Annotated in this window: 17 protein-coding genes; 6 read left to right on the forward strand and 11 right to left on the reverse strand. The window is 70.7% G+C overall.

What is annotated here, in order from left to right; translation table 11 throughout:
- Positions 1–79: 79 nt before the first annotated feature.
- A complete protein-coding gene (locus B1759_RS02260; RefSeq protein ID WP_095513414.1) occupies positions 80–757 on the reverse strand; it encodes a hypothetical protein in 678 nt (225 codons plus the stop codon).
- 72 nt (positions 758–829) lie between these two features.
- Between B1759_RS02260 and B1759_RS02265 the strand changes: the two genes are divergently transcribed.
- Positions 830–1,315 (forward strand): DUF6252 family protein, encoded by a 486-nt coding sequence (locus B1759_RS02265; protein ID WP_095513415.1) that lies wholly within the window; start codon positions 830–832, stop codon positions 1,313–1,315.
- Positions 1,316–1,362: 47 nt separating this feature from the next.
- Here the strand turns inward: B1759_RS02265 and metG are convergent, their stop codons facing one another.
- Entirely contained in the window at positions 1,363–3,492 is a 2,130-nt protein-coding gene (metG, locus tag B1759_RS02270; protein WP_095513416.1) for a methionine--tRNA ligase, read from the reverse strand.
- Between the two features lie 449 nt (positions 3,493–3,941).
- Here metG and B1759_RS02280 point away from each other — a divergent pair, with 449 nt between their 5' ends.
- The 3 genes from B1759_RS02280 to B1759_RS02290 all read left to right on the forward strand — a co-directional run bounded on the left by B1759_RS02280 (position 3,942) and on the right by B1759_RS02290 (position 7,437).
- Positions 3,942–5,057, forward strand: a complete 1,116-nt coding sequence (locus B1759_RS02280; RefSeq protein ID WP_233134381.1) for a hypothetical protein — start codon at positions 3,942–3,944, stop codon at positions 5,055–5,057.
- Positions 5,058–5,228: 171 nt separating this feature from the next.
- Complete coding sequence (locus B1759_RS02285) at positions 5,229–6,566, forward strand: beta-1,3-glucanase family protein (RefSeq protein ID WP_158225078.1); 1,338 nt, start codon at positions 5,229–5,231, stop codon at positions 6,564–6,566.
- A 157-nt stretch (positions 6,567–6,723) separates the two neighbouring features.
- Positions 6,724–7,437 (forward strand): hypothetical protein, encoded by a 714-nt coding sequence (locus tag B1759_RS02290; RefSeq protein WP_143537240.1) that lies wholly within the window; start codon positions 6,724–6,726, stop codon positions 7,435–7,437.
- 87 nt (positions 7,438–7,524) lie between these two features.
- Here B1759_RS02290 and B1759_RS02295 read toward each other — a convergent pair whose 3' ends face one another.
- Positions 7,525–8,787: a Glu/Leu/Phe/Val dehydrogenase gene (locus B1759_RS02295; protein ID WP_095513421.1), complete on the reverse strand. Its 1,263-nt coding sequence runs from the start codon at positions 8,785–8,787 to the stop codon at positions 7,525–7,527.
- A 159-nt stretch (positions 8,788–8,946) separates the two neighbouring features.
- Between B1759_RS02295 and B1759_RS02300 the strand changes: the two genes are divergently transcribed.
- The gene (locus B1759_RS02300) at positions 8,947–9,405 is read left to right on the forward strand and encodes a hypothetical protein (protein ID WP_143537241.1); all 459 of its coding nucleotides are present in this window, start codon (positions 8,947–8,949) and stop codon (positions 9,403–9,405) included.
- A 45-nt stretch (positions 9,406–9,450) separates the two neighbouring features.
- On the opposite strand, the gene B1759_RS02305 is transcribed toward B1759_RS02300, so the two are convergent.
- The 6 genes from B1759_RS02305 to B1759_RS02330 form a co-directional block, all read right to left on the reverse strand.
- Positions 9,451–12,198 carry an alpha-amylase family glycosyl hydrolase gene (locus tag B1759_RS02305; RefSeq protein WP_095513423.1) on the reverse strand — a complete coding sequence of 916 codons (2,748 nt, stop codon included), beginning with the start codon at positions 12,196–12,198 and terminating at the stop codon, positions 9,451–9,453.
- Positions 12,199–12,223: 25 nt separating this feature from the next.
- A complete protein-coding gene (locus B1759_RS02310; RefSeq protein WP_095513424.1) occupies positions 12,224–13,351 on the reverse strand; it encodes a WG repeat-containing protein in 1,128 nt (375 codons plus the stop codon).
- A 74-nt stretch (positions 13,352–13,425) separates the two neighbouring features.
- Positions 13,426–14,652, reverse strand: coding sequence for a phosphoglycerate dehydrogenase (gene serA / locus B1759_RS02315; protein WP_095513425.1), 1,227 nt, complete (start codon positions 14,650–14,652; stop codon positions 13,426–13,428).
- Positions 14,653–14,778: 126 nt separating this feature from the next.
- Entirely contained in the window at positions 14,779–17,850 is a 3,072-nt protein-coding gene (locus B1759_RS02320) for an aromatic amino acid lyase (RefSeq protein WP_095513426.1), read from the reverse strand.
- A gap of 84 nt (positions 17,851–17,934) precedes the next feature.
- Entirely contained in the window at positions 17,935–18,297 is a 363-nt protein-coding gene (locus B1759_RS02325) for a PAS domain-containing protein (protein ID WP_095513427.1), read from the reverse strand.
- 81 nt (positions 18,298–18,378) lie between these two features.
- Positions 18,379–20,700, reverse strand: coding sequence for a hypothetical protein (locus B1759_RS02330; RefSeq protein WP_095513428.1), 2,322 nt, complete (start codon positions 20,698–20,700; stop codon positions 18,379–18,381).
- Positions 20,701–21,072: 372 nt separating this feature from the next.
- On the opposite strand from B1759_RS02330, the gene B1759_RS02335 reads away from it, so the two are divergent.
- Complete coding sequence (locus tag B1759_RS02335) at positions 21,073–21,699, forward strand: hypothetical protein (RefSeq protein ID WP_095513429.1); 627 nt, start codon at positions 21,073–21,075, stop codon at positions 21,697–21,699.
- Between the two features lie 53 nt (positions 21,700–21,752).
- Here B1759_RS02335 and B1759_RS02340 read toward each other — a convergent pair whose 3' ends face one another.
- Both B1759_RS02340 and B1759_RS02345 read right to left on the reverse strand, forming a co-directional pair.
- Positions 21,753–22,715: a 50S ribosomal protein L11 methyltransferase gene (locus tag B1759_RS02340; RefSeq protein WP_095513430.1), complete on the reverse strand. Its 963-nt coding sequence runs from the start codon at positions 22,713–22,715 to the stop codon at positions 21,753–21,755.
- A complete protein-coding gene (locus tag B1759_RS02345) occupies positions 22,712–25,093 on the reverse strand; it encodes an ATP-dependent helicase (protein WP_095513431.1) in 2,382 nt (793 codons plus the stop codon). Before B1759_RS02345 ends, B1759_RS02340 begins: the two co-directional genes overlap by 4 nt.
- Positions 25,094–25,266: the final 173 nt, after the last annotated feature.

Consider the following 25,266-nt stretch of genomic DNA (forward strand, 5'->3'; position numbering starts at 1 on the left):
AAGGGAGTGTTCGCCTCTCAAACGCTTCGTCTTCCGAATCCCTTTCCTGCTCCCTGTAGGATGTGGCCTACCCTGCGTGTCAGCCGCCCTCCTCGAAGGGCGGGCCCGTCAGCGGGAGGCCGAACCGGACCGCCGAGACAGTCTCCTCGCCGGTCACCACCCCTCGGACCGCCTGGCGGATCCGGTGTGGAATGAACACCCCCTCGACCTCGCGGTACTCGCGGAGGACGACCTCCACGTAGTCTCGGCGCCCGGCGCGGCGGCGGAAGGTGGTGATGCGCGACGGGCGCCCGTCGGCATTCAGCCCGATCAGCAGCGGCTCTTCCCGGCCGGGCACGAAGACGCGCAGCAGGTCGTCGGCGAGCCACTCGGCGCGCAGGTCGCGGCGGCGAGCCGCCAGCACGAGCGGGTGGAGCCACAGCGCCCCCTCCGCCAGACGCCGCGCCGCCTCGGGGAGGACTCGGACCGAGTCGCCGACCATGACCGTCGCAGTCGTACCGATCATCCAGGTGGTCTGCGGGACGCTGCCGAGGCGGACCGTCCAGCGCGCCGTGTCGGGGAGCGCGAGGTCCAGCGACGAGCGGACCGTCCGGGACGCGCCGCCGAGGGGAGCCCGCGTCTGCGACTCGACGCGGACCGTCCGCAGGGCGTCGATGCGGTCCCGCCCGCCGAGGGCGTCGGCGACGGCGTCGAGGGGGGCGAGCGGCTGGGCGACGGCCGCGACCGTGAGCAGGGGGAGCAGGAGCAGGCGGCGCATGGCGACAGAATAGCGCGCGGGGCGAACGCGCGGCCGGGCCCGGCGTCTGATGCCCTCCCCCTCCCTCCGACCATGCGCCTCGCCCTCTGCCTTCTCCTTCTTGTCGCTCTCCCGGCCTGCGACTCCGTCAGCGACGCCGTCGACAACGCGGCGTGCCAGGCGACGGGCTACGCCGACGGTGGAACCGTTCGCGCGACGGTCGGCAGCGACAGGTTCTCGGGGACCTGCATCCGCGTCGACACCGAGCAGGGGACGCTCACCATCGTCGGGGCGGACAACGTGGTCTCGCAGAACAACCAGGAGGTGATCACGCTCGTGCTGCCCTCGTCCGAGGCCCGCACCTACACGCTGGGCTCCGACGCGGCGACGGCCGTCTACGTGGCACGCACCGAGGACCCCAACGACCAGGACGACGAGACGTACGCGGCGGTCAGCGGGACCCTCACGGTCGAGTCGGCCTCGGCGACGGCGGCGCGGGGCACGTTCGCGTTCACCGGGCGGACGGTCGGCGGCACCGAGGTGACGGTCAGCGGCGGGCGCTTCGACGTGACGTTCTAGCGACGGAGGTGGGGCGTCGCGCGTCGGGACTCCGTGCGCCTCCCTCTCTACCGCACCACCGCGCCGGGCTCACCGTGGGGGACGACCGGCTTCAGGGCCCCGTCGCGGTCCTCGGCGAAGAGGATCATGCCGTTGCTCTCCAGCCCACGGATGGTGCGCGGCGCGAGGTTGGCGACGACGACGACCTGCGTGCCCACCAGCTCGTCCGGTGAGAACCACTCGCGGACGCCCGACAGGATCTGGCGCGTCTCGAAGCCCAGGTCCACGTCGAAGCGGAGGAGCTTGTCGGCCTTGGGGTGGAGGTCCGCGGCGACGATCCGCCCGACGCGGAGGTCCAGCGGGGTGAACTGGTCGAACGTGATCTCGTCCGAGAGCGCCGTGTAGGGAGCAGCGGGCTCGTCCGTCTCAGTCGCGAGGTCGGAGGGCTCGGCGGCGGCGGAGCGGTCGGCCAGGAGCTGGCGCTGGGCCTCGACGGCCTCGTCCTCCACCTTGGCGACCAGGATGCCGGGCTCGCCGATGGGGTGGCCGGTGTCGAGGAGCGCGGTCCCGGCGTCGGCCCAGCCGAGGCCGTCGGTGCCTGCGCCGGTCGAGGAGCGGACGCCGGTGAGGGCCAGCATCTCGCGCAGGCGAGCGGCGATGCCCGGGACGACCGGGTCGAGGAGGATGGACAGCCCGGCGGTCACCTGGAGGGCGACGTGGACCGAGTTGCGCATGGCCTGCTCGTCCGTCTTGCGCGTCTTCCAGGGCTCGGTCTCCTGGAGGTACTGGTTGCCCTTGCGGGCGAGGTCGACGGTGAGGGCGACGGCCTCGCGGAGCCGATACGCCGTGTACGCCTCGCCGATGGCGGCGGGCGCGGCGGCGAGCGCGTCCAGCATGGCCCGGTCCGCCTCGGTGGGGTCGACGAGGGCGGGGACCTGGCCGTCGCAGAAGCGAGCGGCGAAGGTGAGCGCGCGATTGGCGAAGTTGCCGACCACGTCGGCCAGCTCGCCGTTGACGCGGTTCTGGAAGTCCGACCACGTGAAGTCGGCGTCCTTGGTCTCCGGCAGGCCGACGGCCAAGGCGTAGCGCAGCAGGTCGGCGTCGAAGGCGTCGAGCGCCTCGGCGGCCCAGACGGCCCAGCCGCGCGACGTGGAGAGCTTGCGCCCTTCGAGGTTCAAGAACTCGTTGGCTGGGACCTGGGTGGGCAGCGTGAACTGCGGAAGCGTCGGCTGCGCGGCGTTGGCGGTCATCAGAATGGCCGGGAACGTCAGGCAGTGGAAGACGATGTTGTCCTTGCCGATGAAGTGGACCAGTTCGGGCTCGGTGCCATCGGGGTGCACCTGCCAGTACCGGCGCCACAGCTCGGCGTCGCCCTCGGCTTCGGCCCACTCCTTAGTGGCCGAGAGGTAGCCGATGGGCGCGTCGAACCAGACGTAGAGCACCTTGCCCTCCGTTTCGCCGTCGACCTCGGGCGGCACGGGGATGCCCCAGTCGAGGTCGCGCGTCATCGAGCGGTCGGCCAACCCGGCCTGGAACCAGCTCTTGACTTGGCCGAGGACGTTGGGCTTCCAGTTCTCGCGCGTGCCGATCCAGGCCTCCAGTTGGGGCTGGAGGTCGCCGAGGGGCAGGTACCAGTGCGTCGTCTCCCGCGTCTCGGGGGTCGCGCCGGAGAGCGCGCTTCGAGGCTCGATCAGGTCGTCGGGCGAGAGCGTGGAGCCGCAGTTCTCGCACTGGTCGCCGTAGGCGTCCGGGTAGCCGCAGACGGGGCAGGTGCCCTGCACGAAGCGGTCGGCCAGGAAGAGCCCCGCCTCGGGGTCGTAGAGTTGGGTGGTCGTCTTGCGGACGAACCCGTCGGCGGCCTCAATGCTGCGGAACAGGTCCTGGCTCGTCGTCCGGTGCATGGCCGACGACGTGCGGCCGTACGTGTCGAAGGCGATGCCGAAGCCGTCGAAGGCGCTCTTGAGCTCGGCGTGGTAGCGGTCCACGATGGACTGCGGGGTCACGCCCTCGCGGCGGGCGCGGATCTCGATGGCGGCGCCGTGCTCGTCGGAGCCGCACACCCAGACCACGTCGCGCCCGGCGAGCCGTTGGTAGCGGACGAACAGGTCGGCCGGGAGGTACGCGCCGGCGAGGTGGCCGAGGTGGAGCGGGCCGTTGGCGTACGGCAGCGCGGAGGTGACGAGGAGCGGGCGGGACATGTCGGGCCGGAAGGGGGCGGCCAAGCTACCCGTGTCGTCCGTGAAGGTGCCGGGGGGACGGGGCGGCGTGCTCTGCCTCGGGGCGAGGGTGGGCAGGGACGCGAATCCTAACCGTGGTGGATCATCTTCTGATGGTGGGGACTGATTCTGAGGTGCTGGGGGATGGCTTCGAGGACCCGGGGGACGCCGTCGGGGGCCTGGGGAATGACGTTTCGGTCCTGGGGAGCGGTTTCGAGGGGCTGGAGAGTGACGGCTACGGCCTGGGGAATGATTTCTGGGCCTGGGAAACGGTGTCCCGGTGGTGGTGGGCGATTCGTTCGGGGTGGTGGGCGATGCCTGGTCGCGGTTGCGCTTCGGGGCCGCCGGGTGGGGCCGCCTCGGTCCCGAGGCGGGCGTGAGCCCGGGGGCAGGCAGACTCCGTTCTACGGGTCAGACTCCCCCCTCTCACCATGCGTCTCCATTGGCTCCCACTCGCCCTTCTCATGCTTCTCAGCCCGGTCGGCGCCGCGGCCGCCCAGACCGTCTTCGCGACGGGGCTGGAGCAACCGATGGGAATCACGCAACTATCGGACGGGCGGATTCTGGTGGCCGAGTTCGGACCGAGCGATCAGGTGTCGGCCTTCTCCCCCGACGGGACGCCGCTCGGGGTGTTCGCTTCCGGGCTGGAGGACCCGGCCGGGATCGCGCAGCTGGCTGACGGGCGCGTGCTGGTGTCTGAGTTCAACGACGCCCGGGTGCAGGCCTTCGAGGCGAACGGGACACCGCTCGGGACCTTCGTGACGGACTTCGGCGACAACGGACGGGGCGCCCCGTTCGTCATTTCCCAGGCAACGAATGGCACCGTGCTGATCAGCGACAACTACGCCGGGGCGGTGCGAGGGTACTCCCCCTCGGGCGTGGCGGCGGGGAACTTCGCCGAGTCACTGTCGGACCCGCCGGGCGCCGCGCGGGGGGTGCTCCGACGCGCGAATGGAAGCGTGCTGGTGACGTTCACGGGGCCGCTCGACGCCGTGCAGCAGTTCGGGGCTGCGGGCGGCTCGGGGAGCGTCTTCGCAACGTTGACCAGCGGCGACGCCGGGCAGATGGTGGAGTTGGCCGACGGCTCGATCCTGGCGCTGAACTGGTTCGTCGGGGAGGTGCGCTCCTTCTCGTCGACCGGCACGGACACCGGGGTGGTCGCGACGCTCCCGGACGTCTTGGGCGGCATCGTGCGGCTGGCGGACGGGCGGGTGCTGGTAACGACCGATGGCGGGACGATCTACGAACTCGGCCTGGACACGGCGCTGGAGGCGAAACCGCCGCCGGTCTCCATCGGGACGGTGCAGCCGAACCCGGCTCAGGGTACGTCGACGCTGTCGCTGACGCTGACCGTCGGCGGGTGGGTGACGGTAGACGTGTTGGACCGTCTGGGCCGCATCGTGGCGGTGGCGCACGAGGGCCCGCTCTCCGCGGGGGCGGTGCACGCGATACGCCTGGACGGGTCGGGACTGGCGTCGGGCGTGTACGGGGTCCGGGTGCGGGCGCCGGAGGGCGTCGGCGGACACGTGGTGTCGTTCGTGCACTGAGAGGCCTCAGCAGGAAGACCGAAGCGACACAGTGACGTGCACCACGAGGCCGAGATCATGGGATCACACGAACCTGCACGAATTCAGGCACGATGGCTTTGGGGGGCGGACGGTTCGCCCGATCTATTTGGGGTCCCTCCTCTCTAGCCCCGTAGTCTCATGGCCTCGACGATGTCCCTCACGATCAACAACCTGCCGACCTCGGGCGCACCGAGCGATCAGGTGTACGTCTGCCTCCTGGGCAACGACCCGTCGGCCCCGGACACCTCGTTCGGCTACCTCGACTTCGCCACGGGACAGGCCGTGTTCTCCGACAAGACCAGTTGGGCGATGGACTCGGCGACGATGGCGACCACGCTCGACCAGATCACCTTCCCCCTAGCGGTGCCGGACATCAACAGCGGGCGGATCTACTTCTCCGTCGGGGCCCCCTTCCCGGCGTTCCCAGCGTCTGGCCCGACGGCGAGCAAGGACAACGCGACGCTGTTCGACAAGATCGAGTTCGACAGCGGCTCCAACCCCAACATCAACGGGACGAGCGTCGACTTCTACGGCATCTCGTACGTGATCTCGGGGACGGACGTGAACGACGGCGCGGTGCAGTACGGGTTCGACAAGAGCCGGTCAGAGATCATCGGGGCGCTGACGAGCATTCCGGCCTCGACGCCCACGACGCAGGAGAGCGGCAACACGGGCATCTTCGCACAGACGGTGGTCGAGGGCGCGGCAGCGAAGGCGGGACCCCCCATCCTGCGCGTGCTCGCTCCCAAGACGATGGGTCTCAGCGACTGGGGGGCGAACGAGAAGGAGTTCGTCTTCTGGGCGACCGCCTGCTCGCACTTCCTGGACGCCTACGTCACCCAGCACTGTTTCCGCCCGAACCGGGCGTTCAGCTTCTACGACAAGACGTACACGCCGGCCGGCCCCAACACGACGTACTACGGCACCACCGACGCGGACGGCACGCTGTCGCTATGGACGGATGCGGCGCACACCCAGCCGTACACGCCCGTCCCGACGCTGGCGCCACCCTGCGCCCCGTGGCCGCTTCCGAGCATGAAGCCACCCCCGCCGCACGTGCCGTCCAACTACCACAACGTGAACGGAACGCAGGACGAGATCGACTGGGGCTTCCTGTTGTTGGGCAACAGCGTCGGCACGGGGGCGGCAGACCACTGGGGCAACGACCCGCTGTGCATGGCCATCATGGTGTCGATCTGCCGCGGCGTGATGCACCTCGACGACGGGACGACCTCGTGGGTGGACGCGTCGCAGTACTACCAGGGCGCCGGCGTGCCGACCTCGGACACGGACGCTCCGTTGCCGCCGGTCAGCACGAAAAACCTGCCCATCTTCTACTACGCGTCCGTGCTCCACGAGAAGGGCCTCGATGGCAAGGCCTACGTCCTCTCGTACGACGACGTGTACGGCAGCAACCCGTCGATCTTCTTCGCAGGCCACCCCGACGTGACGATCGACCTGCACGGCCTCGACACCGTGATGGCCTGAAGGACGTTCCCGTTCGCCTCGGTGACGAGGCGGGCAGGGGCGGGTCGAGACGCGGGCGTCTCGGCCGGGGAGTTGAGTCTGTACGAATGCGGGTCCGCACGCCGACGGGGCTGCGCCGCTGGGGTAGATTTTACGCCCTCCTCCCTACCGACAGATCATGCGCGTTATGCGTCTCTTTACCGTTCTCCTGTTCGCCCTGAGCCTCGCCCCGAGCGCCCTCGCGCAGTCCGACTCCACAGACCCGTTCGCCGTCACCGTCCAGGGCGACACCCTGCGCGGCGACGTCGAGTTGAAAGACCCGCTCCTGGGCCGCCGCCACGTACTGATCGACGGGGAGCGGCGCGAGATCGACGAGTTCTCGTACCTCCAGGTCGACGGCGACCTGCTGGCCGTCGTGGACGGGCGCGGGCTGGCGAAGCTGGTCCAGGACGGCCGCGTGCGCTTTTACTCGCGCTCGGAGTACTCGCCGGGAACGCCGGGCTTCGGGGTCCCCGGGACGCCGGGCGCAGTCGCCGGGACGCCGGGCGGGAGCACTGAGTACGGCTACATCCAGATCGGCGACGGGCCGGTGCAGGACGCGACGACCGCCGCCCTCCGCCAGGCCTTCCAGGACAACCCCGAGAGCATGCGGCAGTTGGACCGGATGCGCACGCTGAGCACGACCCGCTGGATCGTGACCGGGCTGGGGGTCGCGGCGTTCGTGACCGGGGCCGCGCTGATGATCCAGGCCGAGGAGAACGGCGAGGACTACACGCCCTACGCACCGATCGTGGTCGGGGGCGGCGTCGCGATCGGCGTCAGCAACTTCGTCTTCCCGACGATGATCAGCGGCGCCCGGCGGCAGGCCATCGACGCCTACAACCGGGACTAGCCGGGTCGCCCCGCCTCGGTGCCGAGGCGCTCGGTGCCGAGGCGCTCGGTGCCGAGGCGCTCGGTGCCGAGGCGGGGCGAGGCGTCGCTACAGCGCGCCGCGCAACTTCTCGGCGGTCTGGACGCGCCCGATGGCGAGTGCGAACGCCGCCTCGCGCATGGTGCAGCCGAGCACCGCCTGCTTCTCGGCGGTGTCGTGGTACGCCTTGATCAGGATCCGCTCCAGGCGCTCGTTGACGTCCTCGACGCTCCAGCGGTACTGCTGGAAGTTCTGGCTCCACTCGAAGTAGCTCACGATCACGCCGCCCGCGTTGGCCAGGATGTCCGGCACGATGATGACGCCACGCTCGGCGAGGCGCTGGTCGGCCTTGGGCGTGACGGGCAGGTTGGCGCCCTCCACGATGAGCCGGGCCTGGACCGACTCCACGTTGTCGGAGTGGATGGCCGCCTCGATGGCCGCCGGGATGAGCACGTCGCAGTCGAGGCCCATGAAATCGTCTGCGCCGACGGCGTCGCCGCCGGTGAAGCCGCGGAGGGTCCGGTCGCCGCCCTCGCGCTGGACGTGGGCCACGGCGGCGTCCAGGTCGATGCCTTCGGTGCGGTGGTAGCCGCCGGTGTGGTCGCTGATCGCGACGATGGTCGCGCCGCGCTCGGCGAGCAGCAGCGCCGCGTTCATCCCCACGTTGCCGAAGCCCTGTACCACGACCCGCAGATCCTCGGGCGCCATCCCGAGGTGGTCCTTGGCGGCAGCGAGAGTCGTCAGCATGACGCCGCGGCCGGTCGCCTGCGCGCGGCCCTGGCTGCCCCCGAGTTCGAGCGGCTTGCCGGTCACCACGGCCGGGTTGTAGCCGTGCTGGCGGCCGTACTGGTCCACGATCCACGCCATCGTCTGGGCGTTGGTGCCCATGTCGGGCGCGGGCACGTCGCGGTTGGGACCGAGGATCAGGTGGATGCGGCTGATGTAGCGCCGCGTGACGTGCTCCAGCTCGCGCTCGGTGAGCTGCGGCGGGTCCACGTTCACGCCGCCCTTGCCGCCGCCGAACGGGATGTCGACGAGGGCCGTCTTGTAAGTCATCGTCTCGGCGAGCGCCTTGACCTCCTGCTCGTCCACTAACGACGAGAAGCGGATGCCACCCTTGAAGGGTCCGCGTGCCCCGTTGTGCTGGATGCGGTAGCCGCTGAACGTCGTAAACGAGCCGTCCTCGCGGTAGAGCGGCACCTCGACCTTCATCTCGCGGAACGGAGTCCGGATGAGCGTCCGCCACTCGGGGGACAGGTCGATCAGGTCGGCGGCGCGCTGGAAGTTGACGGTCGCGATCTCGTACGCCGGGACCTTGGGGATGTGAGACATCGGGAAGTCGGAAGAGGGACGGGCAAGATCGGAAGCGCTTTCGGGACGGGCCACCCGTGGGCCCGGTTTCTTTGCGACCGGCCGACTCCGCCATGACCCTACGCAGAGAGACCTGGCGAAGGGAGTGTGCCTTCGTTCCTCAACCCCACTCCCCTGTCCATGACCTTCACTCGTTCCTTGCTCGGCCTCCTAGCTGCCCTCCTCCTCTCCCTCCCTGCCCAGGCACAGCGGGGCCAACCCGACTTCGGCGAGGCCCAGATCGAGGTCGCCTACGACGACGGGACCTCTGGGCCTGCGACGGTCACCCTCAAAGCCGACACCGAGATCGAGGCCCGCCAGATCCTGCTCTCGCTGACCGATGGAGACAAGGACCACGAACTCCGTCTGCGCGACAGCGGCGACGGCACGTTCTCGGCCCGCGCCGACCTCCCGGCGATGCGGGACGTCCGCTCGCTCCGCCTCGGCACGGGTGATGGACCGGGCCGGGCCTTCCAGATGCCCGAGCTCCGTGCGGGGCGCAACGGCTTCACCGGCACGCAGGAGACCAACGGGTGGCGCGTGACCGTCGTCATCACGACCTCCGGCGGCACCACGATCACGATCACGGTCTCGGGGTAGCGCCCGCTGCGGTCTCGCACGCCCCGCCTCGGTGCCGAGGCGGGGTCAGTCGCGGACGAGGATCGAGACGCCCTTCGGAGGGATCACGAGGACCGGCTCTGATCTAAACACCGGATCGACATCCGCGATCTCCGAGTCGGGCGTGATCATCCCTCCCATCTCATCGGCGAGAGCGACATAGCGCCATCTCTCACCGGGCAGATCGACCGGGAGTTCGACCCGCTCCTCGCTTCCGTTGATGCCGACGAGGACGCGTCCACCGACCAGATACGCGAGCACTCGGTCGTCCTCCCCGTAGAAGGGCTGCACCCACCCCTCGGGCACCTCGGTGCCGACGCGGAACACGTCGCCGTGCTCGGATGCGCGCAGGGCCAGCAGGCCGCGCCACCAGTCGAGCATGGCAGCGCGGTCGACGGGCGTGTCGGCACCGACCTGGGACCAGTCGTAGGCGTTGGCGGCGCGCAGGTTGTAGGTGTCGCCGCGGCCCTTCAGGTAGATCGGCGCGAGCGGCATGGCGTCGAGGCGGAGTTCGCCGCCCCACTCCTCGGCGAGCGGCGCGAGGCCCTTCGACTTGGCGAACTCGGTCCCGCCGTGCAGCACGACCGGGCCGAGGCTCGTCAGCAGCAGCGTCGCCGCGATCCGCATCTCGGCGTCGCGGACGCCCTGCCGTCCGTCCCAGCGGCAGTCGCCGGCCTGGCACGCCGCGAAGCGGTCCGCGAGCGCCCAGTTGTCGTGGATGTCGAGGTAGTTGATGCCGCCGTTGGGCGTGGCCTCCTCGGCGTAGGCGTTGGCGACGCCCTGGAGCGCGGCATCGCGCATGGCGGGGTTGCCGCCGGAGAAGCCGCGGCTGGCGGGCGCGGGCGTCGGGTCGTCGAGAGGCGTGCCCTTGAAGGCGTTGCGGGCGTCGTCTTGGAAGAAGGTGATCGGGGAGTCTTCCTTGTACCAGTCCCACGACGGGTTGGCCTCGTAGTCGGGGTCGTTGCTCGCGATCCAGGGCTCGCCGTAGATCAGCACGTCGTCGCCCAGCTCGGCCTGGAGCCAGCGGAGCGTCTGCTCGTCGGTCTGCCCGGCCAGGTCGATCCGGAAGCCGTCGATGCCGAACGTATCGACGAGGTGGCGGAGCTGGTCGAGCAACCAGCGCTGCATGTAGGGCCGGTTCTCGGACTTGACCTCGTTGCCGAACGCGCCGATGTGGTTGCCGTCGTCGTCCAGGCGGTAGGCGTACCACTTGTCGATGCCGTTGAAGGTGAAGTAGCGCTCGTCGCCCTCCATGTTCTCGCCAGTGTGGTTGAATACCACGTCCACGACGACGGCGATGCCCTCACGGTGGAACGCATCCACCAGGTCGCGCAGCCGCTCACGCTCGCGTCCGGGCTCGTCGCCCTCACTCCGGAAGCGCGACTCGATGGCGAAGGCGTGCGTGGTCCGGTAGCCCCACTGGTAGTTCTCGTCGGCGATGCCCTGCTCGATCATGAGCGGGTCGTCGGCGAAGGCGGCTTGCCACTCGGCGTCCGGGTAGTGCAAGAACTCCTGGACCGGCATCAGGTGGACCGTGTTGACGCCGAGGCCGACCACGTGGTCGAACCCGATGGCCTCTCCCCGCTCGTTGCGGAGACCAGACGCGATGAAGCCCTCCAGCGGGCCGACGCCATCCGCCAGCGGCAACGCATCGGTGAAGTCCTGCAGGTGGACCTCGTAAGCGACGACGGCCTCCATCGGCGGGCGGCCACCGGCCACGGGCGCGGGTGGCTCGAAGTCGTCTCGCCAGATGCGGGCGCGGCCCCACGAGTCGTCGGATACGAGTGCGTAGGGGTCGGTGACGGTTTCGCCAGTCTGGTTGGTGAACGCCGAGCCGGGGCCGTCGGGGCCATAGACGGAGTAGTCATACCACGTGCCACGCAGATCCTCTTGGAGCGTGAGCCACCAGCCGTCGCGTCCACCACGCAGGCGATGCCGGGCCGTCTCCGGCCCCGTCGCCGCGTCGTAGAGGTGGACCACCACCGAGTCGGCGCGGGGCGCGAAGAGGCGCAGGGTCGTGGACCAGGAGTCGGGCCGATAGGCTGCGGCGCTGCCCTCCGCAGTCCCAGGGTGGAACTCCACGACCGGACCCATCGCGGGCTTGTCGGCGGGCCAGATCGGCATCATGTCGCGCCAGAGACCGTCGAAGCGGACCCGCGCGCGGACCGGCTGGCCGTCCACCTGAGCCGTCAGGTAGTGGACCTGTTGCGTGTCGAGCTGCCACGCCGAGCGGAGCGTCGCGGTCTCGGCCTCGTTCGGCACGACGCCGTGCAGGGGGATCGTACGCCCGTCCCACCGCTCCAGCGTGTAGGCGTCCACCGCGAGCGGCCGTTCGCCTCCTTCCACGCGCACCCACACCGCGTCCTCGCTCCGGAGCTCGGCGACCACGCGGATGGGCACCTCGCCGAACCGGTAGATCAGGTTGCCCCCCGCCACATTCTCCGCACCGGGCGCCGGGTCCAGCCAGCGGCCATCCGCACGAAACTTGAAGGGCGTCGCGGGCCCGAGCCCCACCGCGTCGGGGTCGACCGCGAGCGTCCACACGCCGTCCGCCTCGGTGAGCGCCCAGGCGGGATCCTCCATGTCGGTCGTCCAGCCGCGGAACGGGCCGGTGACGGTGACAAAGGCCGGGTCGAGGCCGTAGCGCGCCGCATCGAACACGAACGTGACCCCGTCGGCCTCGGCGTAGCCGCGGAGGCGGTCGGCGTCGGACGGCTGGGCCGTCGCGGCGGCCGAGAGGAGCAGGGCGAAGAGGAGCGGGACGATCCGAGACATGACCGAGGCGGGGTGGATCGGCAAGCTACTCGCCTCCTTCCTCCGGTTCGCCGACGGGGAGCCGCACGGTCTCGTCGCCTCGCCGGGCCGCCAGCGTGTGCGAGGTGGGGCGGTAGGCGCTGAGGGTATCGTACGACGGGGGAATCAGCCACGCGCCGGTCGGGTCGATGGCACCCCACAGGCCGCCCTCTCGGGCCAGGAAGAACGTCCGCTCGGGGCTCTCCGGGGCGAAGGGCCGCGGGGAGCCAATGTCTTCGACCGCCGCCTCGGACAGCGTTCCCGCCTCGATGTCGGCGACGCGCCAGCGGTCGCCACGGCGGACGGCGACGTACCGCGTCGGCATCGGCTGCGCGAGCGAGCGTGCCTCGTCGAAGGGTCCCGCCAGCCGCACCCTGCCGTCGTACCCTATCAGCGACACGTCCCGACGCTCTCCGCGCCGACGCACCGTCGCGATGACGCCCGCCATCGTGCTCACCCCATCGAAGCGGTCGCGCGTCACCGGGACGCGGTCGGAGGCCCGGAGCAGCTCCACCTGCGCGCCGCGCGTCCGGCGGACGACCAGCACGTCGCGGTCCGGGGCGTAGACGCCGTCCGGCGTGGTGGAGGTCTGCGGCGTCGCGGCGCCGGTCTCGGCGCAGGCATACGAGACCGTCGCGTAGACCTCCTCCCCCACTCGCTCGCCGTCGAGGGTGTACAGGTGGGTCTCGAACGGGCCGACGTAGACGCGGACGTAGATCCCGGCCGGGTCGATGTCCTCGTGGACGGGCGCCATGACCTCCGTGCCGTCCAACAGGTACAGGCCCTTCGTGCCCTCGGGCGTCTCTGCGAGGATGCGCGGGGCGGCGAGGAAGAAGAGGTGTGGCTGCCACTGGAAGGTGGGCTCCGAGCCGATCGTCTCGAACCGCGTCGGCAGGATCAGCCGACCGTTCCGGAGGAGCCCCATCCCCCCTTCGGCGTGGACGCGAACGTACACGTCGCCGGTTTCCCGGTCGGTCCACGGACGCTCGACGGCGTCGTAGGTGGGCGCCGTGAGCCACGTTCCATCCTCGGCCTGCACGCCCCACAGCCCCGAGGCGGGGTCCTGCACGAGGGCCTGCGCGTCCGGTTCTCCGGCAGCGAGGAGAACGGCGAGGAGGAGCAGGAGGAGGCGCATCGGTCCGGAGGCTGTACCCCCTCGAACCTATCCCGACGCCCGGGACCGGGCCTCCCCCGGTTCGGGGAGACGGCTCAGTAGAGCACGCGCGTCCGGATGGTGCCGTGGACGGACTGGAGCGCCGCCAGCGCCTCTGCCGACGAGCCCCGGCCCACGTCGGTGACCACGTAGCCCAGCTCGCCGCGCGTCTGGAGGAACTGCGCTTCCACGTTGACGCCGAGGTCGGAGAACACGCGGTTGACGGCCGCCATCACGCCGGGCACGTTGCGGTGGAGGTGGAGGATCCGGTGGGCGCCGGGGTGCGGCGGCAGCGCCACCTCGGGCACGTTGACGGCGGTCATCGTGCTGCCGTTGTCGCTGTAGCGGATCAGCTTGCCCGCCACCTCCGCGCCGATGTTCTGCTGCGCCTCGATGGTCGACCCGCCGATGTGCGGCGTCAGCAGCGCCCGGTCGACGCCCTGCAGCGGGCTCGCGAAGGGCTCGTCGTTGGACTTTGGCTCGGTCGGGTACACGTCCACCGCGGCACCCGCCAGCATCCCGCCGTCGAGGGCCGCCGCGAGAGCCTCCAGGTCCACGACCGATCCGCGCGAGGCGTTGATGAGGACGGCGTCCTCCTTCATGAGCGAGATCTGGGGCGCGGCGAAGAGGCCGTGCGTCTGGGGCGTGTCCGGCACGTGGAGCGACACCACGTCGGACTTCGTCAGCAGCTCGTCCAGGTGGAGCACCGGCTGGGCGTTGCCGAGCGGCAGCACGTCGGCGGTGTCGTGGAAGAGGACCCGCATGCCGAGGCCTTCCGCCAGCACCGAGAGCTGCTTGCCGATGTTGCCATAACCGACGATGCCGAGCGTCTTGCCCCGAATCTCGCGGCTCGTGCCGACGCTCTTCGCCCACTCGCCACGGTGCGCCTTGGCGTTCTTCTCGGGCACGCCACGCAGCAGCAGGATGGCCTCAGCGAGCACCAGCTCGGCCACCGAGCGCGTGTTGGAGAACGGCGCGTTGAACACCGCCACGCCGTGCGCCGCCGCCGCCGCGAGGTCGATCTGGTTGGTCCCGATGCAGAACGCCCCGACGCCGACCAGCCGCTCGGCCGCCGCGAACACGTCGGCCGTCAGCTGGGTCCGCGAGCGGATGCCGAGGAAGTGGACGTCGTGGACGAGGTCCAGCAGTTCCCGCGCGTCCACGGTCCCGCTCCGCCGGTCGACGTTCCGGTATCCGGCCGCCTCGAAGGCCTCGACGGCGGTCTTGTGGATGCCCTCCAGCAGGAGGACCTTGATCTTGTCTTTGGCGAGCGAGACGGACATGGGGCAGAGCCGGGGGGACAGTCTCCCCAAGATCCGAGCATTCGGCCCCGCCGTTGGCCCCGAATCCAAGAATCGTCGGCCCAGCGCCATCCGCCTCGGTGCCGAGGCGGAGCGAGGCAGAACGCGTCAGCCGACCCGGACGGCCTGCCGCATCAGCTCCCGGTGCGCCGACCACGGGTCCCAGGCCTCGTTCATGACCACCGGGACGAGGCCGGACGTGCTCACCCCGTCGCCGCCAACGGACCGGGCGGCCGAGCGGACCGTCGGCACGGTGCGGCTGGCGTCGTAGGGGGCCTCCCAGATCGCGGCAACGCGAGCGATGTCGTCGAACAGGGGACGGTCGGCGCGCAGCCCCTCGAAGGGCGGCATCCACATCGGCAGCGGGACGCGCGAGCCGGGGGCACGGCCTTCAGCGCGGAGGAACGAGAGCTGAGCCAGCGCGATGCCGACGGTCGCCAGCACCGGCGCGAGCCGCTCGGCCTGCCCGAGCGCCGTCCGCGCGGCGAGCGTGCCCATCGAGACGATGTCCTGATTGCCTGCGTTGGTCGGGATCGACGAGGTGGACGCCATCTGGGCATGGTGCCGCATCTCAGCGACCAGCGCCGTCGCAGTCATCTGGGCGCCCGCGAGTCCACTCGTCGGGCCGGGCTCGTAGGCCAGCAGCAGCGGCGCCTCGACCACGCCGCGCTTGGGGTCGGTCAGGGCGTCGAGCAGGCGCTCGGCGAAGACGGCTGCCTGGACGATCGCGGCGTTGAGCGTGTCGGCGGCGAAAGCGATCTGCTGGCCCTGGAAGTTGCCCCCGTGGAGCGCCTCGGGGCGCGGGTCGGCGACCACGACCGGGTTGTCGGAGACGCCGTTCATCTCCGTCTCGACCGTCTGGCGCGCGAAGGCGAGGCTGTCCCGGCAGGCGCCGAGGATCTGAGGGGCGCACCGGAGGACGTAGACTTCCTGGAGCGGACGGCTCCGATCCTCGGTCTCGGTCCCCCGCTCGATCTCGGCGCGGATGGCGGCGGCGCTGCGCGCCTGCCCGGCGTGGCCGCGGGCGTCATGAAGGCGAGCGTCCAGCGCGGCGCGGCGGCACCCCAGCATGCGATACGCCCAGCCGACGAGCCGTTCGGTGCGCGACAGCAGGCGCTCCGCCCGGGCGACGGCGAGGGCGAGGGTCGCCGTCATGAAGGCGGTCCCGTTGACGAGGCCGAGCGCCTCACGGCCCGAGAGCGGCAGCGGCTCCAGGCCCGCAGCGGCGAGCGCCTCACGGGCGGGCACCCGGTCCCCTGTCGCCGGGTCGAGCGCCCAGCCCTCCCCCGTCAGCAGGCGGGCGACGTGGGCGAGGGGGGTGAGGTCGCCACTGGCACCGACCGAGCCGATGCACGGCACGTACGGCACCAGCCCGGCGTGGAGAACGGCGAGGTACGCCTCCACCACCTCCGGCGCGACGCCCGAGTGCCCCTGCGCGATCTGCTGCGCACGGACGAGGACGGTGGCCCTGGCGACCTCGGCCGAGGCGGGCGCCCCCCACCCCGCCGCGAGGTGGGCCGTCAGGTTGCTGCCGATGGCGTCGCCGGTCGCCCCGTGCGCGACGTGGGGGCCGAACCCGGTCGTCAGCCCGTACACCGCGTCGCCTCGGCGGATGACGGTGTCGAGAGCGGCCTTCGAGCGGCGCATGCCCGTCTGGGCGGCGTCCGATAGGGCGACGGTCGGGCTCGCCTCGCGGGCGGTCCGCTCCAGGCGGCGGACGTCGAGGGGGCGGTCGGGGCCGAGGGTCAGATGTGGGGTCGTCATGGCGGGCGGGAGCGGAGAGATCTGGAGGAGAGAGGAACGGTCCGGCGTGCCCTTGGCGAGCATCGGCCAGGCAGAGGCAGTGTGGGGTCGGATGGCGCCGAGGCGGCGCGCATGGGGTCCGAGGGCATCGGCGACGCGGGCGCGGACCGGGGGCCGTCCGTCCGTTAGCAGGTCGAGGGCCAGCGCTGTCCCGTCGGGCGTCGAAACGACGGCGTCGAGGACGCCGGGGAAGTCGCGTAGCGTGGCCTCCACCTCGCCCGCGCGCACGAAGCGCCCGTTGTCGAGCTTGAAGGCGTCGCCGGTGCGGCCGCGGAAGTAGAGGTCCCCACCGCGCCGCTCGACGCGGTCCTGGGTGCGGACCCAGCGGTCGGGATCGAGGCGGGTCAGCCCCTCACCCGCCGTCCAGATGCCCAGCGCGGCGTTCGCTCCCCGGAAGGAGAGCACCCCGTCCGCCTCGGTGCGGACGTGGCAGCCGAGTTCGCGGCCGAGCAATCCGGGCTCGGCGTGGCCCGGCCGACCGAGCGCGATGCCCGGTGAGGCCTCCGTCTGCCCGTAGCCGACGCGCAGGGAGGTACCGCGCATCGCCTGCGCATGGTCGGCTGCCAGCGGCGCCCCGCCCACGACGCCGCCGCGTAGTCGCGCGAGCAGGTCCTCTCCGCCCGGCTGGCCTACGAGCCGACGCAGCGTCAGCGGTACGCACGACAGGTGGGTCGACTCGGACGCCGAGGCGAGGTCGATCAGCGCCTCCGGGTCGCGGCCGGACTGGGGATCGCGGACCAGTTCGTCCGCCCAGAGCAGCGCGGGCAGGAGGTCCAGGATGAGACCGAAGGCATGGTGCCAGGGCAGGACAGACAGCACGCGGCCTCCGTCGAGCGCGAGCGGCTCTCGGTGGCTGTCGAGCACCGACCAGACCCCCGCATCGGACAGCGCGACCCAGGTCGGAGCACCCGTCGTCCCGGAGGTCCGGAGCAGAAATCGGGCGTCGGGGGTCGCGTCGTGGCGGGTGGACCGCCGCTGCGGGATGCCGAGGGGTCCGCCGACATCGTCGGGCACCCAGGCGTGACCCGAAGGCCCGGCGTCGGCAGCAAGCACGGCGGCGGACGCGTCGACCGTGTCGAGGAGCGTGGCCGCCTCGGACGGCGGCGCGGGAACGAGGGTCAGCCCCTCCCACAGCGCAGCCACGAGGGCCTGCACGAAGGCCACCGACGGCGGCAGCCCGAGGACGATGCGGTCTCCCGGTTCGAGTCCGGCCTCGCGAAAGGCGCGGACGTAGGCGCGGGCGCCCGTCCAGATCGACGCCGCGGGCGTCGCGTCATCGTCGAAGACAAACAGCGGCTCCGGGGCGCCCGAGAGGGCGTGGAGCGTGCCGCGCCACCGCGCGTGTGCAGCGGGGAGCGACCGGTCGGAGGCAGACATCAGAGGAGCGGAAGGGTCCGAGGGGCGTCAACCGGACGGCCCCGGCGCGGCCGGGGCCGCGCCGTCCGTCCGCTCACGCGTCGACTACCGCTTCTTGATGAGGACCCAGTTGGAGCCCCCGTCGTCCTTGTGCATGATCACACGCACGAGGGTGGGCCGCATCTTGTACGTGAAGGTGTACACGAACTCGGCGGCGAGGTCTCCCCGGGCGATGCCCTGCTTGAAGCGGCCGTAGAACAGGCGGCTGTTGGAGCACGGAGCGACCTGGGTGAAGAAGTTGCGGCCGCGGGCCGCCTCGGGGGCGACGCCGGCGAGCTGACTCTCGTAGGTGTTGTAGAACTCGACCGTGCCGGTGTCATCCACCTTGACGACGCCGAAGTCGAGGGCGTTGAGCTCCTCGGGCGACATGGTGGGCAGCTTGGCGAGGGTTCCGTTGACGAAGCTCATGGCTGGGGGGGTGTTGAGCGGGGGACTGAATAGCGAGGGAAACGAGCGCCCCGAGGGCGCAACTGAGCCGCCGGCTCGGGGTCAGGCGCGACGGAGCAGGATCCAGGAATGCTGGGCTCCTTCGGCGCGGTGGATCTGGACGACGAGGTTTTCGGAGTCCTCCCCACGCAGGAACGTGTAGGGGAAGGCCGTGTCGATGTGCCCGGCGAACAGGCCGCGCTTGAAGCGACCGTAGAACAGGCGGTTGTTGGTCGAGGGCGCGACGTCCGAGAAGAAGCCCTGGCCGACGACCGTCGCGTCGTCGAGGCCGCCGAGCTCGTCGTCGGGCTCGTGGATCGCGACGATCACACCGTGGTCGTCGAGGGCGACGGCCGCGAACGGCAGGCTCGCGAGGCGGCTCGCGTCGGGGTGCTCGTCGAGCGCGTCCAGCGTCGCGATGTCGTCGTCGCTGGCGTAGAGGGCGGCCTCGGAGGCCGTGGTGGCCGTGGCCGGGGCCTGCGCGTGGAAGGTCTCCAGCTGGCCCCGAAGGGTGCGGACGAGTTCGACGACCGCCTCGGGGTCGCCGACGCCCAGTTCGCGCTCCAGCACGGTCGTGGCGTTCTCGCTCTCGGCCTTCTCCTTGTAGAGCTCGCCGAGTTGCTCCTCCATCGACTGGACGAGGTCGAGCAGCTCCTCGGGGTCCGAGAGACCGGCAGCGACGAGGCGCTGCTTCTCGCCGTAGAGCTCGCCGAGCTGGCGCTTCAGGTTGCCGATCAGGTAGACGGCCTCGTCAGCGTCGGCGACACCGGCGTCGGCCATGCGGCGCTTCTCCTGGTAGAGGGCGTCGAGCTGCCCCTGGAGGTTCTGGATGGTGGCGACGAGCGAGCGACCCGCGGAGAGCTTGGCGGTCGCCTTGGCGGTCGCTTCGGCTTCCATGCCCGCGAGGCGGGACTCGTAGGTACGGAGCTCGTCTTCGAGTTCGCGGGCGGCCTCCAGTTCGCCGAGCACGGTCTGCAGCGACCGGCGCATGTCCGAGAGGGCGCCGCTGAAGGCGTGGGCCTTCTCCACCTCAGCCGCGATCAGGTCGAGGCTCTCGACGGCGTCGTCGGGGACGGTGCCCTCGTCGACGAGACGGTTGCGGGCGGCGAGGGCGGCCTCCTTCTCCTGGTACAGGTCCACGACCTGCTGCTCCAGGCTGGAGATCACCTCCAGCGCCGAGGCCGGGTCGTCGAAGCCCGCCCTGGACATCGCTTCGAGGTCGGTATAGAGCGACTTGAGCTGGTCCTCCATCGACCCCATCACTTCGAGGATCTCCTTGGCCGAGCCCACGCCGGCCTCGCTCAGCGCGATGCGGTCCTCGTAGAGCTCGGACAGCTGGTCTTCCATCGAGCGGACGAGCTCTACGGCGCCCTCGGGGTCCTCGACGCCCAGTTCGGTGCGGAGCACGTCCAGCTTGGCGTAGAGCTGCTGGAGTTGCTGGACCGGGTCGCCGGTCTCGGCCATCTCCAGCGCCCGCGTGGTCGCCTCGCGGTCGCGGTACAGCTCAGAGAGCTGCTCCTTCATGTTCTCGATCATCTCGAGGGCCTCCTCGACGTCGGCGATGCCGTGCTCGCCCAGGGCCTCGCGCTCCTTGTACAGGTCGGCGAGCTGCGCCTCCATCGAGCCGATGAGCGCCGCGGCCTCGCCCAGCCCGCCGACCCCGAGCTCGCGCTCGAACGCCGCCGCGCTCGGCCCGTCCTCGTCATCGACGCGGGCCTCGACGGCCTCGCGCTCCTTGTAGAGCTCGGCCAGTTGCTCCTCCATCGAGCGGACGAGGTCGACCGCGTCCTCGATGGAGGGAACGCCGAGGTCTCGCTGGACCGTCTCGATGCGCGCGTAGAGCGCCTGCAGTTGAGTGAACGTGTCGGCGTTCTCGTCGGCCGACAGGATGCGCTCGGTGGTCTCGCGGTCCTGGTACAACTCGACGAGCTGGTCCTCCATCGACTTGACCAGAGCGAGCACGTCCTCGGGCGTGTCCGTGCCCAGCTCCGAGTGGAGCCGCTCGACGGAGCGCGTCGCTTTGGTGGCCTCGCGAGTGGTCTTCTCTGCGATGGCCGCCGCGGTCTGCATCTCGGCGCCGTCCTCGTAGAGGGCCGAGAGCTGTGCGTCCATGCTGTCGATGAGTTCGACCAGCTCCTCGCTCGACCCGACCCCGTAGCGGTCCTTCATGCGGTCGCGGTCGAGGTAGAAGGCGTACAGCTCCCGGGTGACGCGGGCGTACTGCTCCGGAGAGCCATTCTCGTCGGCGACCTCGCGGGCGCTGTAGAACTCGGCGAGCTGGTCCTCCATCGACCGCACGAGGTCGACGATCTCGGCGGCCGAGGTCGTGCCGAGCTCTCGGTCAAGGAGGGCGAACTGCGCCTGGGGATCGGAGGGGACTTCCATGGAAACGGGGGCAGTGGGGCGAAGCCGCAGGGCCTCGAAGTCGGTTGCCCCCCCTCTCCCAACATCCGCGCCAGCAGATCGGGCTCCCGTGCTCTTCGCCCGATCCCCCTCCACCAGATGGGCTGGCGCGCGCTCGGGGGCGTCCTAAGCGACTGGAAACTCAGCCAATAAGGAAATTCCTTAGCACCTCTCCGTTACGAATCCACCCCATCAAAGGGGGATTTGGTACTCGCGGCCCCCTGTGGCTCGCGCCTGCGGACTGCGCTGGAGGGGCAGGACCTCGCTCGGGCACGCCGACGTGACGATTGCGCGGGCGGGAGCGGCACGGAACCCGATTTGCCAGTTCCGGGGCCACGACACCTCTCCCTCTCTATGCTTACCCCCTACAGCGTCAAGGACGCCCTCACCGCCGCCGCCCTCGAAGAGGGCTGGGCGCAGACCCTCGCAGAGTGGCACGACGCGGCGCACTCGCAGATCCTCGCCACGCTCGCCTACACCCGAGGGCTCCGCAACCAGATCCTCAACGTGACAGCGGAGATGGACAGCATGGAGGAGCTCGAGCGCATCCTCGCGCTGTGCTACATCGACCTCAAGTGCCAGTGGTCGATCCTCAACGTGCAGATCCAGTACGCGGCCGCCCACCGCGGCGAGATCCGCGAGGACCTGATGTACCGAGCCACGTGCGTGACCCAACTCCTCGACCGCGTCGAGGGCCTCCTCTCGCAGAGCGACGTGGATGCCATGACGGAGATGATCTCCGAACCCATCGGGAGCGCGGGATATGGCGCGGCGGCGTCCGCCCCCGCTCCTCCACCCGCACCCGTCCCGCCCCCGGTCGCGCCGGTCCGCATGGCTCCCGCCCAGGACAGGCCGATCCCCGTGGCGCCTGCGCCGTTCGCTCCGCTGTCGCCGGCGTACGTCGCGCGTCCGCAGCCCGGGCCGTCCCGGCCGGTGCACCCGACGCCCGAGGAGATCGGGACGCCGGAGTTGCCCGTTTAGACGCCGACGCCTCGCAGTTCCGGTCTACCGCCTCGGTGCCGAGGCGGGCGGCCTCAGGCTGACGTCAGAAGCCTCACGTCGCGCGTGGACTGCTGGAACGCGGCGACTTCGGCGCCGTCGCGAAGCACTCGGGTGGCCCACGTCCACGTGGTGTCGGCCGTCGCGTCCGTCTCCAGGGCCACCCGAATGCGGTCGCCGGGCGCCACCTCGACGGCGTGGCTGAGCGGGAACACGGCCTGCTCCCAGCTCGGCGCGGCGCTGGGGGGCGCGTTGCTCAACACGACGCCCCCACCGAGGTCCGACCGGAACCAGCCCCCGAAGGCGTTGACCGTCCCGGCCGTCTCGACGACGAACTCGGCCGCCATCGGGATCGTCTCGGGGCCGCCGTACGGGAGACGCGCGGACCATACCGTCTGAGCGGGGCAGCGCACCGCCTCGGGCCAGATGAACATTGAGCGCGGCACGTTGCGCGAGGCCGCCTCCAGGTGCGAGAAGTCGACGCCGTAGTCGAGGTCCGCCACCGAGAGGCGCTCCCGCAGGCCGCGCAGGCCGATCGGTGCGAGCCGAACCTCGACCGTCCCTGGGATGATGGCCGCGCCCGGGCGGAGCCACCGCCGGACGGCGTCGGACACGGTCGAGAGCAGGCCCTCGCCGAGGCCCAGGTTCCAGAGCGTCTCCGTGATCAGCACGTCCGCCCGCTCAGGCGGATCGAGGACCGTCGACTCGCCACGGAGGAACGAGATGCGATCCGCCAGCCCGTTGCGGCGCGCGAGGTCGCGGGCGACGTCCAGCACGGGGCCGCGGTCGATGGCGTAGACGTGCCGCGCGCCCGCCTGGCACGCGAACAGCGAGAGGATGCCCGTCCCGCACCCGATGTCGACCACGACGTCCCCCTCGACGACGGTGGCGTGGACGGCCTCGCGGAAGGCGTTCGTCCGGACCGTGTCCCGGAGCATCGAGACGTGGTAGTCGAGGAACTGGGCGGTGTCGTGGGTCGACGGCGGGAGCGGGGTCAAGCGACCACCTGCAGCTTGGCAAAGGCCAGCTTCAGCTTCTTCATCCCGACCGACTTGAAGTTGACGGTCGCCATCGCGCGCTCGCCGACGCCCTCGACCGAGATCACCTTGCCGTTCCCGAAGGCGCTGTGGTAGACCTGCACGCCCGGCACGACGGCCGCCTGCCCCTCGTCGTAGACGATCTGCCGCTCGCCGGACGAGACCTTCTTGGTGCGCCGCTTGAGCTTCTTGGCCGCCTCGGCCTCCGGGCGGAGGGTGTCCTTCCAGTAGTCCGGGTCCATGCCGCCGTAGCGGCCCATGCCCCCGTCGGCCGTCTTGAAGCGGTCGGTCCGCGTCTCGACGCGCCCGCCCGACTCGGTGCGCAGCAGGTCGTCGCCGTCCAGCTCGTCCAGGAAGCGGCTGCGGATGCTCGACTGCTGGTCGCCGTAGCGGTACCGGCTCCGGGCGAAGCTGAGGTAGAGCATCTCCTCGGCGCGCGTCACGCCCACGTAGAGGAGCCGCCGCTCTTCTTCCAGCTCGGTCGGGTCCTGCGCCGCCTTCGCCAGCGGGAAGAGCCCTTCTTCGAGGCCGGTCACGAACACCACCTTGAACTCCAGTCCCTTCGACGCGTGGAGCGTCATGAGCGTGACCCGGTTCTCGTCGTCGCTGAGGCGGTCCACGTCGGCCACGAGGCTGACCTCCTGGAGGAACTCCGAGAGTGTGCGCGGCTCGCCGGACGGGTCAGAGCCCGCGAACTCGGCGACAGCGTTCAGCAGCTCGTGGACGTTCTCCAGCCGCGTCAGTGCCTCGGGCGTGTTCTGGTCGCGGAGGGTCTTGAGGAGACCTGTCTCCTGGATCAGCTCGCGGGCCAGTTCGTCGGCCGGAGCGGTGGTGGCCTTCGAGGCGAAGCGCGAGATCAGGAAGCCGAATTCTTCCACGGCCTTCGATGCCCGGGCCGAGAGCCCGGCGCCCTGGGGGTCCTGGATGGCCTGCCACAGCGCCACGCGGTGCTCGGCGGCGTAGGTCCGGAGCTGGTCGAGCGTCTTGCCGCCGATGCCGCGCGTCGGCACGTTGACGACGCGCAGGATGGAGGCGTCGTCGCTCGGGTTGACGACCAGCCGGAGGTAGGCGAGCGCGTCCTTGATCTCCTTGCGCTGGTAGAAGCTTGTCCCGCCGACGATCCGGTACGGGATGCCGCCGCGCCGCAGGGCCTCTTCGATCGAGCGACTCTGCGCGTTCGTCCGGTACAGCACCGCCGCGTCGCGCCAGCCGATGCCCGTGCGAGACCGGATGTCGCGGAGGGTGCGCTCGATCTTCTGCGCCTCGTCGCGCTCCGAGAGCGCCTCCATGAGGACGATCGGGTCGCCCTCGTCGTTGTCGGTCCAGAGCGTCTTGTCGAGCTGCTTCGCGTTGCCCTTGATGACCGCGTCCGCCAGCCGGACGATCTTCTGGGTGCTGCGGTAGTTCTGCTCCAGCCGCAGCTCTTTCGCCCCCGGGTAGTCCTTCTGGAACGAGAGGATGTTCTGGATGTCAGCCCCGCGGAAGGCGTAGATCGACTGCGCGTCGTCGCCGACGACGCAGAGGTTGTGGTGGTCGGCCGCGAGGAGCTTCGCCAGCACGTACTGCGTGCGGTTGGTGTCCTGGTACTCGTCGATGTGGAGGTACCGCCAGCGACGCTGGTAGGCCTTGAGCGTGTCCGGATGCTGCTCGAACAGGCGGATGGGCATGCCGAGCAGGTCGTCGAAGTCCATCGCGTTGGCCTTCCGGAGCGCGGCCTGGTACGGCGTGTAGAGCTTCGCGGCGGCCTCGGTGAAGGGGTCGCCTGCGAGGCGGGCGTACTCCTCCGGGCTCACCATCGCGTTCTTGGCGCCCGAGATGGCGTTCTTGACCGACCGCGGCGTGACGCGCTTCGGGTCGACGTTGTAGCGCGTCATGAGCTCCTTGATCATCTTCTCGGAGTCATCCGAGTCGTAGATCGTGAAGTCGCGCGAGAAGCCGATCTGGTCTGCCTCGCGGCGCAGGACGCGGGCGAACACGCTGTGGAAGGTCCCGATCCACATCCCCTTGGCCTCCTCGCCGACGAGCCCCATGACGCGGCTCCGCATCTCGCGGGCGGCCTTGTTGGTGAACGTCAGCGCCAGGATCTGGCTGGGCCACGCCTTCTTGGCCGCCAGCAGGTAGGCGATCCGGTGCGTGAGCGTGCGCGTCTTGCCGGATCCCGGACCGGCGATGATCATGACCGGTCCCTCGGTCGTCCGCGCGGCCTCGGCCTGGACGGGATTGAGGCCCCCGAGCAGGGCCTCGGCCTCGGACGTGTCGGCGGCGGAGGGGTCGCCGGGGGCGCCGGGCCGGGCGTCGGCGGCGGAGTCGAGCGAGGGACGGAGGGCGAACGTCTTCATCGATGCGTCTGAGTCTGATCCACAGAACCTAGCGCCGCGGCCGGAGGGGCTCCGGCGAAATCGCCGCTCCCTCCGCCTCGGGCCCGAGGCGAGCCAGCCCAACGGGCCGAAGGAGGGTGGCGCGTCGGCACTCCGACAGTCCGCCCGCCATGCCTCGAATCGAGCAACAGAGA

The sequence above is a fragment of the Rubrivirga sp. SAORIC476 genome, from assembly GCF_002283555.1.
Classification (GTDB): Bacteria; Bacteroidota; Rhodothermia; order Rhodothermales; family Rubricoccaceae; genus Rubrivirga.

Excerpts from the sequence above, each read along its gene's own strand:
- B1759_RS02330 (WP_095513428.1), bottom strand. The coding sequence starts at position 20,700 with ATGGAAGTCCCCTCCGATCCCCAGGCGCAGTTCGCCCTCCTTGACCGA.
- serA (WP_095513425.1), bottom strand. The coding sequence starts at position 14,652 with ATGTCCGTCTCGCTCGCCAAAGACAAGATCAAGGTCCTCCTGCTGGAG.
- B1759_RS02335 (WP_095513429.1), top strand. The coding sequence starts at position 21,073 with ATGCTTACCCCCTACAGCGTCAAGGACGCCCTCACCGCCGCCGCCCTC.
- metG (WP_095513416.1), bottom strand. The coding sequence starts at position 3,492 with ATGTCCCGCCCGCTCCTCGTCACCTCCGCGCTGCCGTACGCCAACGGC.
- B1759_RS02290 (WP_143537240.1), top strand. The coding sequence starts at position 6,724 with ATGCGCGTTATGCGTCTCTTTACCGTTCTCCTGTTCGCCCTGAGCCTC.
- B1759_RS02300 (WP_143537241.1), top strand. The coding sequence starts at position 8,947 with ATGACCTTCACTCGTTCCTTGCTCGGCCTCCTAGCTGCCCTCCTCCTC.
- B1759_RS02265 (WP_095513415.1), top strand. The coding sequence starts at position 830 with ATGCGCCTCGCCCTCTGCCTTCTCCTTCTTGTCGCTCTCCCGGCCTGC.
- B1759_RS02295 (WP_095513421.1), bottom strand. The coding sequence starts at position 8,787 with ATGTCTCACATCCCCAAGGTCCCGGCGTACGAGATCGCGACCGTCAAC.
- B1759_RS02345 (WP_095513431.1), bottom strand. The coding sequence starts at position 25,093 with ATGAAGACGTTCGCCCTCCGTCCCTCGCTCGACTCCGCCGCCGACGCC.
- B1759_RS02320 (WP_095513426.1), bottom strand. The coding sequence starts at position 17,850 with ATGTCTGCCTCCGACCGGTCGCTCCCCGCTGCACACGCGCGGTGGCGC.
- B1759_RS02260 (WP_095513414.1), bottom strand. The coding sequence starts at position 757 with ATGCGCCGCCTGCTCCTGCTCCCCCTGCTCACGGTCGCGGCCGTCGCC.
- B1759_RS02305 (WP_095513423.1), bottom strand. The coding sequence starts at position 12,198 with ATGTCTCGGATCGTCCCGCTCCTCTTCGCCCTGCTCCTCTCGGCCGCC.
- B1759_RS02285 (WP_158225078.1), top strand. The coding sequence starts at position 5,229 with ATGTCCCTCACGATCAACAACCTGCCGACCTCGGGCGCACCGAGCGAT.
- B1759_RS02310 (WP_095513424.1), bottom strand. The coding sequence starts at position 13,351 with ATGCGCCTCCTCCTGCTCCTCCTCGCCGTTCTCCTCGCTGCCGGAGAA.
- B1759_RS02325 (WP_095513427.1), bottom strand. The coding sequence starts at position 18,297 with ATGAGCTTCGTCAACGGAACCCTCGCCAAGCTGCCCACCATGTCGCCC.
- B1759_RS02280 (WP_233134381.1), top strand. The coding sequence starts at position 3,942 with ATGCGTCTCCATTGGCTCCCACTCGCCCTTCTCATGCTTCTCAGCCCG.